An 11,504-nucleotide genomic window follows, 5' to 3' on the forward strand; every position below is an offset into this window, starting at 1 on the left:
TGCCTTGCAATCCATCGCTCAAGGCCCAGGCTCCCCTCATGACCGCCGCGACACTGCCAGCCACCGTCCGCCGCCGCAGCCCCTTGGCGCGCAAGATGTTCCCCTATTTGCTGGTGGCGCCCGCTGTCATCTACCTGCTCTCGATCACGCTCTATCCCGGCATCTATGCAGTCTACCGCTCGTTCTACGGCGGCAAGTTCAAGCTCGAATGGGCAGGCTTGGCCAACTACAGCCAGCTCTTCACCGACTACGAGTTCTTCAACGCCTTGTGGAACACCGCCTTCCTTGGCGCGATCACCCTTTTGGTCGAATTCTTCCTTGCCATGTTGCTGGCCGCGCTTGTCTACCGCGACCCCTGGGTCAAGGGCTTCCGCATCATTTTCCTGTTGCCGATGTTGCTCATGCCGTCTGCCGTCACCTTCATCTGGAAGCTCATGTTCAACGACGGCCGCATCATCAGCGATCTTCTGAAGCGCATCGGCCTCATTGATTTCAATATCGACTGGATGTTCACGCCGGCGCTAGCACGGCTTGTCGTCATCTTCACCGACGTCTGGCAATGGACGCCCTTCCTCTTCATCATCTTCGTCGCCGGCCTTCAGGGGCAGGACAAGGAAGTGGAGGAAGCCGCAAGACTCGACGGCGCCTCCTGGTGGTCGACATTCTTCAATGTCTCCCTGCCGATGATGCGGCCCATCATCGCCGTGGCCCTCATCTTGCGCGGCATCGACATTCTCAACATGTTCACCCCCATTCAGCTCATCACCCACGGTGCCCCAGGAGGTGCCACGGAAACCGTGAGCTACTACATCAACCGCGTGGCCTGGGACGGACCCGACTTCGGCTACGCCTCGGCAATTTCTGTCGTGGTGTTGATCATCACGGTTGTTCTGGCGCAGGTCCTGGTGCGCCGCTACTTCAAGTCTGGAACTGAATCATGAAGTCGAAGCGTTCCATCATCGGCACCATCATCCTGTTGTCCTGGGCTGTCGTCTCGGTCTGGCCCATCTGGTACTTTGCGACAATTGCATTGCGCCCGCGCGTCGAAATCATCGCGCCCGATCCCATCTATTGGCCCACCTTCACCATGGAGACCTGGGCCAAGATCTGGGACGAATGGCCCATGATGAAGTATTTCTTCAATTCAATCGCATCCGTCGCCGGAAGCGTCTTCATCTGCCTGTTGCTTGGCATTCCCGCTGCCTATTCGCTGGCGCGCTATCGCTACAAGGGCCGCGAAGACATCGGCAACTACATCCTCTCCACAAAGATGATGGCCCCGGTTGTCGTTGCCATCCCGCTCTACGTTCTCTTTGCCCAGGTCCGGATGCTCGACACGATCTGGGCTCTCATGCTCGTCTATGCCGCGATCAATCTTTCCATCGTCGTATGGATCATCCGCTCCTACATGATCGACATTCCCCATGAAATCGAAGACGCCGCCCGCACGGATGGCGCGTCCGATTTGCGCATCCTCTGGGAAATCATCATTCCCATGTGCCTGCCCGGCATTATCACGGCCGCTGTCATCGCTTCCGTCTTTGCCATGAACGAGTATCTGCTCACCCTGATCATCGGCCGCAAAGAGGCCTACACAATGTCGATTGCCCTGGCCAACTTCAAAGGCGGCTCAGACGGCATCATCTACAATGCCATCGCGCTGATTGCCTTCATGGCCTTCTTCCCGATCTTGCTGCTCGTCATCCTCATCCAGAACAATCTTTCCCGCGGCCTCACCATGGGCGCAGTCAAGGGCTGAGGGCCGGGCCTCCGCCCAACGCCACATGAACGGCCCCTTCAAGGGCCGTTCACGGTGGTATCGCTACTGTCTCACAACCAGGAGCAGAAGGAGGCAACACATGCTCGATCCACACAAGGAACGGCCCATCGACTTTCGCATCTTCAAGGACCTCAACATTCCGGAAGTGTCGATTCCGGCGGGCAACACCATTGTCACCGAAGGTGACGATGGAACGCTGATGTACATGATCCGCCAGGGCACGGTCGAAGTGCAGGTCAACGGCATCCCCGTCGAGGAGATCAGCGAGGGCGGAATTTTTGGCGAAATGGCCTTGCTGGAGCGTACCACCCGCAGTGCCAACATTGTCGCCAGGACCGATGTGATCGCCGTGCCGCTGGATGAAAAGCGCTTCATGGCACTGATGGCCAAGGTCCCGCATTTCAACCTGCTGATCATGCGCCTTCTGGCCCGCCGCATCCGCAAGATGAATGCGAAACTCGCGGTGCTCCAGGCGGTGACGACAGGCCCAAACTGAAGCTGGCCCCCAACGGCCTTCACATCGCCGCCACGCAATTGTGCAGGAACGTGAAGAACGCTCCGGTCATTTCAGGCGTATGAGGGACGGAAAGGGAGACCAACCCATGACGCTCACCGCCCTCGCACGCCCGCTGCTGGCCCTCGCCCTTGGCGCTTTCCTTATCGTTCCGGCCCATGCCGACACCGCCATCTTCGCCGGCGGCTGTTTCTGGTGCGTGGAGAAGGACATGGATCACATCAAGGGCGTCACCCGTACAACGTCCGGCTATGCCGGCGGCACGGCGGACAACCCAAGCTATGAGAGCCACGAAGGTTACACCGAGTCCGTCGAGGTGGAATTCGATCCCGCCGTGGTGAGCTATGACGAACTGGTGCGCCGTTTCCTCCGCACCATCGATGTGACCGACGGCGATGGCCAGTTCTGCGACCGTGGCGACAGCTACGTGCCCGCGATCTTCTACCAGACGCCCGAGCAGAAGGCGGTTGCCGAACGCGCCGTCGCCGATGCCGCCAAGGCGCTCGGCGAAACCCTCGCCGTGCCCGTGCGTCCGCACACGCGCTTTGCCGAAGCGGAGGCCTATCACCAGGACTACTACATGGGCGAAGGCCTCGTGCTCACGCGCTTCGGCCTGATCCGGCAATCACTGGCGTACCAGCGTTACCGCGAAGGTTGCGGCCGCGATGAGCGCGTGAAGCAGGTCTGGGGCTCGCAGGCCTTCACCGACGGGCGCGGTAACCACAGCTGAAGCCTAGAGAAGCCCGCGCCCCGCAAGGTTGCGCATGAGGTGCGACACGCCGAACTGCCAGGGCGGACAGGCATCCGTGGACCGCACCGTGTTGACCAGTGCGCCCACATGCGGGTTGGAGACGCTCACCACATCGCCATGCTTGTGGGTGAAGCCTGATCCTGGCGCGTCCCGGTCCTGCGTCGGCGCAAACACCGTGCCGCAGAACAGCACGAAACCATCCGGATACTGGTGATGCGCCCCGATCGTGCCCGCCACCAGCTTCAGCGGAGGGCGGCTGATGCGGCTCATGCTGCTGCCGCCCGTGAGGTGGAAGCCGTCCGGCCCCTGAACCTCCAGCGCCACGTCCATGCTGTTCACATCATCGAGGCCGTAGCTTGCATCGAACAGCCGGATGAACGGTCCCAGCGCGCAGGAGGCGTTGTTGTCCTTCGCCTTGCCGAGGAGAAGCGCGGAGCGTCCTTCCACGTCGCGCAGATTCACGTCATTGCCCAGGGTCGCTCCAATGATGGCGCCCTTGCTGCTCACCACCAGCACGCATTCCGGCTCCGGGTTGTTCCAGTGCGAAACAGGGTGAATGCCAACGTCGGCGCCAAAACCCACGGCACTCATCACCTGTGACTTGGTGAAGATCTCGGCATCGGGGCCGATGCCCACTTCGAGATATTGCGACCACGCCCCCTTGGCGATCAGCGCGTGCTTCAATGCCATGGCTTCGTCAGAACCCGGCACCAGCTTGGAGAGGTCATCGCCGATCAGGCGCGTGATGTCGTGGCGGATGCCGTCGGCCAGCGCAGGGTTGCCGCGCGCCTTCTCCTCGATCACCCGCTCCAGCATCGAGACCGCGAAAGTGACACCCGCCGCCTTGATCGCCTGCAGGTCGATGGGCGCGAGCAGGCGCACCGGCGAAGGCGCTGGCGAAGCCGTGGCCGCGAGAATGTCTGCCAGCCCGCCGAGATCGGTGCCCTCCGCCGCAGATGCCGCGGCAGCGGGTTCATCCGCCTCGCACAAATCGCGCATCGTGGGCAGTGCCCGTGACGTGATGTCGATCACGCGCCCCTTGCGCAGCGTGACGACACAGGGTCCCACGCCGTCTCGCCAGGCGCGCCCGGCAAAGGTGCCATGGCGGGTTGCATCTTCAGTGAGGCGGATGGCGTCTGCGATTTTCATGGCCGCGAAGATCACACAATGAGGTCGATGAGGAAAGGCCCAGGCGTGAGGAACGACTGCTGCATCAGCCGCGCGCAATCTTCCAGCGTCGTCGCCCGCGCCGCCTCGACACCGAGGCCGTTGGCGATCCTGACGAAATCCGTGTCCGGGTTGCCGAGGTCGAGCATGTTCATGGCGGTGGGGCCTGGATTGGCGCCCACGCCGGCATATTCGCCGATCAGGATCTGGTATTTGCGGTTGTTGATGATGACGGTGGTGACGGGCAGCTTTTCGCGCGCCTGCGTCCACAGGGACTGGATCGTGTACATGGCCGAGCCGTCGGCCTGGATGTTGAGGACGCGGCGCTCATTGCCCGCGACGGCAGCACCCGTTGCCGCCGGCATGCCATAGCCGATGGCCCCGCCCGTCACCATCATCCAGTCATGGGGATGGGCCGCGGTCGAACCCGGAAACATGTGCGTGCCGAAGGTGATGGCCTCGTCAACGACGATCGACTGCTCCGGCAGCACGGCACCCAGCAACTGGCCGAAGCCTTCCGACGACGGGATGCCCTTCGGCACCTCGGGCCTGCGCCCGGAGTCGAACACGGCCGTGCGCGGCGCGCCGATGTCCTGCGCCAGCGCATCCAGCGCCTCCACCATGTCCTGCCCTGGCTGGGCAAGAACGGTGACGGTTGCGCCGGCTGGCGCATGATGGCTGGGCACGCCCGGATAGGCAAAGAACCCGACCGGCGCGCGCGAGCCCACGCAGATGATGTGCTCCACGTCCTTCAGAGTTTCAATGGCCATGGCGGCAGGGTAGGGCACGCGCTCGAGAGGCAGGCGGCCGTGGCCGCGCGCCTGGAGCCCGTTGATCGATTCCGCCATCACGCGGCACCCGGTCTTGGCCTGGATGCGCGCGGCATGCTGTTGCGGCAGGTGCGCCAGCGCCCGGTCGCCGAGCAGCAGCAGCACGTTCTTCTTTTCCTTGAGGATGATGGAAGCAGCCCTGAGCTTCGCCATGTCGAAGGGCCGCGCCGGTGCAGGCGGAAGCCGCCCCGCCGCCACGCCACCATCGCTCCACGAAATGTCCGACGGCACCACCAGCGTGGCGATCTGGCCGGGCGAACTGCGCGCCGCCCGCACCGCCTCTGCGGCGTCGCGGCCCAGGCTGTCGGTCCGCGACGACACGCGCACCCAGTCCGAGGCTGTCTCCGCCACCTTTTGCGTGTCCATCGCGAGGGGCGGCTGATACTGCGTGTGATAGGTCGCCTGGTCACCCACGATGTTGACCACCGGGGACCGCGCCTTGCGGGCGTTGTGCAGGTTCGCGAGTCCGTTGCTCAGTCCCGGTCCGCAATGCAGCAGGGTGGCGGCGGGCACCTGCGCAATTCGGCCGTAGCCGTCGGCCATGCCGGTCACGACATTCTCCTGCATGCCGGGGATGCAGCGCAGCCCCGGAATGCGGTCGAGGGCGGCGACGAAATGCATTTCGCTGGTGCCGGGGTTGGCGAAGCACACCCCGATCTCGTTGGAGATCAGCGTGTGGACGAGGCTTTCCGCCCCATTGAGCTTGGGCTGTGATGACATGGGCAAGTTATTGGCGATTTGTGGATTCGCTTCAACCCTGCGGACAAAACATGCTTGCTTCCGCGTTGATCCCCCACCACTGCGGTGCGATAGTGCAGGTGCAACCTGGAGATATGTCGCCGTGCCAGTTCCACTTGTTCCCCTGATCAACGGCATTCCGGCCCTCGGCCTGGGCACCTATCCGCTCACCGGCGACCAGTGCACCGAAACCATCATCATGACCATCGGGCTGGGTTACCGGCATATCGACACGGCCCAGATGTATGGCAATGAGCGCGAGGTGGGTCAGGGCATTGCCCGCTGCGGTGTGGCACGGGACCAGCTCTTCATCACCACCAAGGTGGAACCGTCCAACCTCGGCAAGGCCCGCTTCGCGGATTCCGTCCGGCGGAGCGTGGAGGCCCTTGGCGGGCCGCCCGATCTGCTGCTCATCCACTGGCCGCCGCCCGATGCGGAAATCGATGGCGCGCTCGACCGGTTGAAGGAAGCACAGGCCGCGGGCCATACCCGGCGCATCGGCGTTTCCAACTTCACCCCCCGCATGCTCCGCCAGGCGGTGAAACGGTTGGGCGATGTGGCCTGCAACCAGGTGGAATTCCATCCTCTCATCGACCAGAAAAAGCTCAAGGCCACCGCTGACGAGCTGGGCCTTCCGCTGGTGGCCTACAGCCCCGTGGCGCGCGGCAAGCCCTTCGGCCATCCCGTTGTGAAAGCCCTGGCGGAACGTTACGGCCGCCCGCCCAACGAAATCATCCTGCGCTGGATCGTGCAGCAGGGCGTAATCGCCATCCCCAAGACCGACAAGCGCGCCCATGCGCAATCCAACCTGCGTATCTTCGATTTCGCTTTGACCGCGGACGACATGGCCGCACTCGCAGCACTCGGAACGTCCGGCGGGCGCACGATCAATGGCTCATGGATGGAGGGCCGCTGGGATGACTGAGTTCCGCCTCTCGGCCCAGCCGCTCACGGCGGAGGCCTTCCGCCCCTTTGGCGATGTGCTGGACACCGGACTCGTGAAGCCCCGCACCATCAACCAGGGCTTCGCCAACCGCTTCAACGATCTCTGCAAGGTGGATGTGGTGGCGGGCGAAGGGGCCGTGAATGTGTCGATCTTCACCGCCAATCCGCGGCCCACACCCATTGCCATCAAGATGATGGAACGGCATCCACTCGGCTCGCAGGCCTTCATCCCGATGCAGGACAGGCCGTGGCTGGTGCTCGTCTGCACTGACCCGCTGGAGATCAACAGCTACCGCCTCTTTGCCGCCACGGGGCGGCAGGGTGTCAACTATTCTCGCAGCGCCTGGCATCATCCGCTTCTGGTCGCTGATCCGCACAGCCATTTTCTCGTCATCGACCGCATCGGCCCCGGCGATAACCTCGACGAGGTCTGGCTGCCCGAGAAGTGGACCGTGCACGCGTTTGCAAATCGCACCTGACCTCTCTAGCCTGACATCATGACCAAGCACCCGACCTACTACGCCCCGCACGGCGGCCTTCCCCCGCAGACCGATCTCCTCACCGGACGCGCCATCTTCACCACGGCCTACGCCGTGATCCCCAAGGGCGTGATGCGCGACATCGTGACCAGCCATCTGCCCGGCTGGGACAAGACGCGGGTCTGGATCATCGCCCGGCCTATGAGCGGATTCGCCGAGACCTTCTCGCAATACATCATGGAAGTCTCGCACGGTGGCGGCAGCAGCGCGCCGGAACCGGACCCCCGCGCCGAAGGCGTGCTGTTCACCGTCGAAGGCTCATTCGGCCTCATGCTGAACGGCAAGGTGCACGTGATGAAGCCCGGCTCCTACGCCTACATCCCGCCCGGTGCCACATGGGCCGTGCGTAATGAGGGCGTCGAGGCCGCGCGCTTTCACTGGATTCGCAAGCGCTACGAACCCGCACCCGGCCTGGCCGCACCCGAGGCCTTTGTCGTCAACGAGCAGGACGTGGCGCCGAGTGTCATGCCGGACTGCAATGGCGTGTGGTCGACAACGCGCTTTGTCGACCCCGCCGACCTCCGCCACGACATGCACGTCACCATCGTCAACTTCGAGCCCGGCGGCATCATTCCGTTTCTTGAAACCCATGTGATGGAACATGGCCTCTACGTGCTGGAGGGCAAGGCCGTCTACAAGCTGAATGGAGACTGGGTGGAAGTGGAGGCGGGCGACTTCATGTGGCTCCGCGCCTTCTGCCCGCAAGCCTGCTACGCCGGAGGCCCCGGCCGCTTCCGCTACCTCCTCTACAAGGACGTGAACCGCCACGCGCGGCTCGATGTGCTGGGCGGGTGAGGCGCCTGCGGCCTAGACCGCGCTTGCCCGGTATGCCGCCTTGTCCAGCCACGCCGGGCTGACTTCCACGCCCCAGCCGGGCGCATCCGTCACCGTCACCTGGCCGTTTTCCACCGTGTACGGATCATTGCGGAACAAGCCATACTGCCACGGATAATAATCCGCCTCCTCGATGGAAAATTCGAGATACTTGCCCGCATTGGGAATGGCCCGCAGCAGATGCATGGTGCAAAGTGTCACCAGCGAGAGGTTCGCCGCATGCGGCGTGCAGGGCAGGCCCGCCTCCGCGCCCATGCGCGCCACCTCCATCGTGCGCAACATGCCGCCCATGTACATGACATCGGGCTGGATCACGTCCACCGCCCGCATGTCGATCATGGACTTCCATGCCGTGAATTCGCAATCCTGTTCCCCGCCCGTGACATCGATCGACAAGGCATCCGTCACCTGCTTCGTCTGTTCGAATTCCCAATAGGGGCAGGGCTCTTCGAAATGCCCGATGCCATGCTGCTCCAGCATGCGGCCCACTTCGATGGCGCGGCCGGGCGAGTAGCAGGAGTTGCCATCCACCAGCTTGTCCACGCCATCGCCCAGCGCCCTGGACACCACCGGGATGACAGCCTCCGTGCGGCCCGGCCATTCATCCTTGTCGCGCCCGCATTCGGCGCCGACCCGCCACTTGAAGGCATCGAAGCCATGGGCATCGCGCAGCCTGAGGAAGCGTTTGGCTTCATCCTCCGGCGTGATGTCGCGCTTCATGGAGGAAGCGTAGGCCCGGAGTCTGCCGGGTGTTCCACCGAGCAGCGCCGTCACCGGCTTACCCTCCACCTTGCCGCGCAGATCGAGGAGCGCCGTGTCGAGCCCGGTCATGGCCCGGCGCAGATAGGAACCGGGGTATTTGTGTTCTCGCTCGCCGATCAGGTTCAGCGTATCGGCGAAATCCAGCGCCTCGGTGCCAAGGGCATGGCGGGCAACCTGGCGGTGAAAAACCTCGCAGGTGATGTCGGCGTTGTAGGTGGAAACCTGGCCCCAGCCCTGCGCGCCGGTTTCCGCCGTCGCCCGTACGAAGCCCACGAATTCATTGCAGAAAGTTTCGAGTTTGGTAATTTTCATGGGCGCAGCCTAACTTGACATCCTGTCACATGCCAGCCACATCAGCAGCCATGAACAAACCCGCCCTCAAGATCCTGCTGGCAGCGCCGCGCGGCTTTTGCGCTGGCGTGGTGCGCGCTATCGATATTGTCGAGCGGGCCCTCGAAGTTTACGGCGCGCCGGTCTACGTGCGCCATGAGATCGTGCACAACAAGTTCGTGGTGGATGGACTGAAGGCCAAGGGCGCGGTGTTCGTGAAGGAACTGGATGAGATTCCCGCAGGCGATCACCCTGTCATCTTCTCCGCCCACGGCGTGCCCAAGGCCATTCCGGCGGAAGCGCAGCGCCGCAACATGTTCCAGCTCGATGCCACCTGTCCGCTGGTGACCAAGGTGCATCTGGAGGCGCAACGCCACCAGCAGGACGGCTGCCAGATCATCCTCATCGGTCATGCCGGGCATCCCGAAGTGATCGGCACCATGGGCCAGTTGCCGGAGGGCGCGGTGACGCTGATCGAGACGGTGGAGGATGCTGAAGCTCTTGGCGTCCGTGATCCCCACAAGCTCGCCTACATTACCCAGACCACGCTCTCCGTCGACGATACGGCCGACGTGATTGCCGTGCTGCGCCGCCGCTTCCCGGAGATGCGCGGGCCCGTGAAGGAAGACATCTGCTACGCCACCACCAACCGCCAGGAGGCGGTAAAGTCCATCGCCGAACAGATCGACATGCTGCTGGTGGTGGGCGCCCCCAACTCCTCCAATTCCAAACGCCTCGTTGAAGTGGGCGTGAAGAACGGCTGTCCGCGTGCTCTTCTGGTGCAGCGCGCCAGCGAGCTGAAATGGGACGAGCTCCAGGGCCTGAAGACCATCGGCCTCACGGCGGGCGCCTCGGCCCCGGAAGTGCTGGTCAACGAGATCGTCGATGCCTTCCGCGTCCACTATGATGTGACGGTGGAGAAGGTCACGCTGCGCGAGGAGAATGTCTCCTTCAAGCTGCCGCGCGAACTGCGCGAAAGCCAACCCGCCGCATGAGCAAGGGCAAGGTCGTCATCCACACGGATGGAGCCTGTTCAGGCAATCCGGGCCCCGGCGGCTGGGGTGCCATCCTTGACTACAACGGCACACGCAAGGAACTCTTCGGCGGCGAACCCGATACCACCAACAACCGGATGGAACTGAAGGCGGCGATCGAAGCCCTCAATGCGTTGAAGCGCGCTTGTGCGGTGGAGATGCACGTTGATTCCAACTACGTGAAGGACGGCATCACCAAGTGGATCTTCGGCTGGAAAAAGAACGGCTGGAAGACGGCGGACAAGAAGCCGGTGAAAAACGTGGAACTCTGGCAGGCCCTCGATGAAGCGATCAAGCGTCACGAAATCTCCTGGCACTGGGTAAAGGGCCACGACGGCAACCCCGACAACGAACGCGCCGACGAACTGGCCCGGCAGGGCATCGCCGAGGTGCGGGGAAGATAGCCTGCCTAGCGCAGCAACCGGCCATCGATGGCAAACGGTTTGGCACTCAGGATGCGCACACGGCCCATGTCGCGCGCCGTGACGTTCACCACATAGTTGTGCTCCTGCGGCACAAGGATCGAAGGCACGCGCAACACGGGGCTGGATCCCTGCGTCAGCCATTTCTCTCCGGCCGTCCGGCACCATTTCAACAGGCGCTCGCCGCTCATCTTGCGCGGCAGCACATCGACACTGGCCATGGACACGTCATCCGGCAGTTCGATTTCCACCGCCACGCGGGGCGGCAGCACATCCCGCAGCACGGCAGGCAGATGCGCCAATGTTTCAAGCACCGCCAGCGACAGGTGACTGGAAACGTAAAGCACCGCATGGCCCGGCGCATTCCAGCGCCCGCCCATCAGGCGGCTTCCCTCGCCGGAAAGATCACGGGCATAACGCGGATCGGCCAGCCGCCAGACGATCATGCGGAAACGTCAGCCCGGAACGCCATGCACGAAACGCACGAGCAGCGCTTCCACGTCGCGCGCACCGGCATCCGTCTGCGCCATGTCCCAGGGGATGTGCCGGCCAAGCGCGGGGTTGGGCGTATCAAGAAACAGCCGCGCCTTCGCCTTGTCCCGAAATGCCCACTGCGCCAGTTCGCTCACGCGCAACAGGCGGGCAATGGCGTCGGCCTCCGCCGTCTTCAGTGCCTCCCCCTCCGCCAGCCGGCGCTTGAAGGTCCGCTCCGGCACCACGCGATAGACGTCTGCCCAGGAAAGCTCACCATCTTTCACCCGGCGCACGACCAGCCTTGCCGAAATGCCCTTGGCAATCTCGGCGTATCCCAGTCCGGCGGGAATGGCGGCATGCATGGTCATGTTCCCTATATAGGGC

At 63.4% G+C, this 11,504-nt stretch carries 14 protein-coding genes; 9 read left to right on the plus strand and 5 right to left on the minus strand.

All coding sequences use genetic code 11. The annotated features are described in order from the left end of the window. The first annotated feature begins 38 nt into the window (after positions 1 to 38). The 4 genes from IPM06_10665 to msrA all read left to right on the plus strand — a co-directional run bounded on the left by IPM06_10665 (position 39) and on the right by msrA (position 3,024). Positions 39 to 941 (plus strand): sugar ABC transporter permease, encoded by a 903-nt coding sequence (locus IPM06_10665; GenBank protein MBK8770880.1) that lies wholly within the window; start codon positions 39 to 41, stop codon positions 939 to 941. Beyond that, positions 938 to 1,759, plus strand: a complete 822-nt coding sequence (locus IPM06_10670) for a carbohydrate ABC transporter permease (GenBank protein MBK8770881.1) — start codon at positions 938 to 940, stop codon at positions 1,757 to 1,759. Before IPM06_10665 ends, IPM06_10670 begins: the two co-directional genes overlap by 4 nt. Positions 1,760 to 1,859: 100 nt before the next feature. Continuing rightward, complete coding sequence (locus IPM06_10675) at positions 1,860 to 2,276, plus strand: cyclic nucleotide-binding domain-containing protein (GenBank protein ID MBK8770882.1); 417 nt, start codon at positions 1,860 to 1,862, stop codon at positions 2,274 to 2,276. A gap of 106 nt (positions 2,277 to 2,382) precedes the next feature. After that, entirely contained in the window at positions 2,383 to 3,024 is a 642-nt protein-coding gene (gene msrA / locus IPM06_10680) for a peptide-methionine (S)-S-oxide reductase MsrA (protein ID MBK8770883.1), read from the plus strand. Positions 3,025 to 3,027: 3 nt separating this feature from the next. Here the strand turns inward: msrA and IPM06_10685 are convergent, their stop codons facing one another. Both IPM06_10685 and IPM06_10690 read right to left on the minus strand, forming a co-directional pair. Continuing rightward, entirely contained in the window at positions 3,028 to 4,194 is a 1,167-nt protein-coding gene (locus tag IPM06_10685; GenBank protein MBK8770884.1) for a fumarylacetoacetate hydrolase family protein, read from the minus strand. An 11-nt stretch (positions 4,195 to 4,205) separates the two neighbouring features. After that, on the minus strand, positions 4,206 to 5,762 hold the full coding sequence (locus IPM06_10690; protein ID MBK8770885.1) for an acetolactate synthase large subunit: 1,557 nt from the start codon (positions 5,760 to 5,762) through the stop codon (positions 4,206 to 4,208). 121 nt (positions 5,763 to 5,883) lie between these two features. Between IPM06_10690 and IPM06_10695 the strand changes: the two genes are divergently transcribed. Genes IPM06_10695 through IPM06_10705 form a run of 3 tightly spaced genes read left to right on the plus strand, consistent with a single transcriptional unit; the run spans position 5,884 to position 8,059 of the window. Then, positions 5,884 to 6,705 (plus strand): aldo/keto reductase, encoded by an 822-nt coding sequence (locus tag IPM06_10695; protein MBK8770886.1) that lies wholly within the window; start codon positions 5,884 to 5,886, stop codon positions 6,703 to 6,705. Continuing rightward, positions 6,698 to 7,204 carry an ureidoglycolate lyase gene (locus IPM06_10700; GenBank protein MBK8770887.1) on the plus strand — a complete coding sequence of 169 codons (507 nt, stop codon included), beginning with the start codon at positions 6,698 to 6,700 and terminating at the stop codon, positions 7,202 to 7,204. Before IPM06_10695 ends, IPM06_10700 begins: the two co-directional genes overlap by 8 nt. A gap of 18 nt (positions 7,205 to 7,222) precedes the next feature. After that, positions 7,223 to 8,059: a (S)-ureidoglycine aminohydrolase gene (locus IPM06_10705; GenBank protein MBK8770888.1), complete on the plus strand. Its 837-nt coding sequence runs from the start codon at positions 7,223 to 7,225 to the stop codon at positions 8,057 to 8,059. Between the two features lie 12 nt (positions 8,060 to 8,071). On the opposite strand, the gene IPM06_10710 is transcribed toward IPM06_10705, so the two are convergent. Beyond that, a complete protein-coding gene (locus IPM06_10710) occupies positions 8,072 to 9,172 on the minus strand; it encodes a mandelate racemase/muconate lactonizing enzyme family protein (protein MBK8770889.1) in 1,101 nt (366 codons plus the stop codon). 50 nt (positions 9,173 to 9,222) lie between these two features. On the opposite strand from IPM06_10710, the gene ispH reads away from it, so the two are divergent. Beyond that, complete coding sequence (gene ispH, locus IPM06_10715; GenBank protein ID MBK8770890.1) at positions 9,223 to 10,185, plus strand: 4-hydroxy-3-methylbut-2-enyl diphosphate reductase; 963 nt, start codon at positions 9,223 to 9,225, stop codon at positions 10,183 to 10,185. After that, a complete protein-coding gene (rnhA, locus tag IPM06_10720; protein ID MBK8770891.1) occupies positions 10,182 to 10,628 on the plus strand; it encodes a ribonuclease HI in 447 nt (148 codons plus the stop codon). Before ispH ends, rnhA begins: the two co-directional genes overlap by 4 nt. A 5-nt stretch (positions 10,629 to 10,633) precedes the next feature. Here the strand turns inward: rnhA and IPM06_10725 are convergent, their stop codons facing one another. Together IPM06_10725 and IPM06_10730 are read right to left on the minus strand one after the other, a co-directional pair. Next, positions 10,634 to 11,092: an RES family NAD+ phosphorylase gene (locus tag IPM06_10725; protein MBK8770892.1), complete on the minus strand. Its 459-nt coding sequence runs from the start codon at positions 11,090 to 11,092 to the stop codon at positions 10,634 to 10,636. A gap of 9 nt (positions 11,093 to 11,101) precedes the next feature. Further along, positions 11,102 to 11,488 carry a DUF2384 domain-containing protein gene (locus IPM06_10730; protein ID MBK8770893.1) on the minus strand — a complete coding sequence of 129 codons (387 nt, stop codon included), beginning with the start codon at positions 11,486 to 11,488 and terminating at the stop codon, positions 11,102 to 11,104. Between the last annotated feature and the right edge of the window lie 16 nt (positions 11,489 to 11,504).

The sequence above is a fragment of the Hyphomicrobiales bacterium genome (assembly GCA_016710435.1).
Lineage (GTDB): Bacteria > Pseudomonadota > Alphaproteobacteria > Rhizobiales > Aestuariivirgaceae > Aestuariivirga.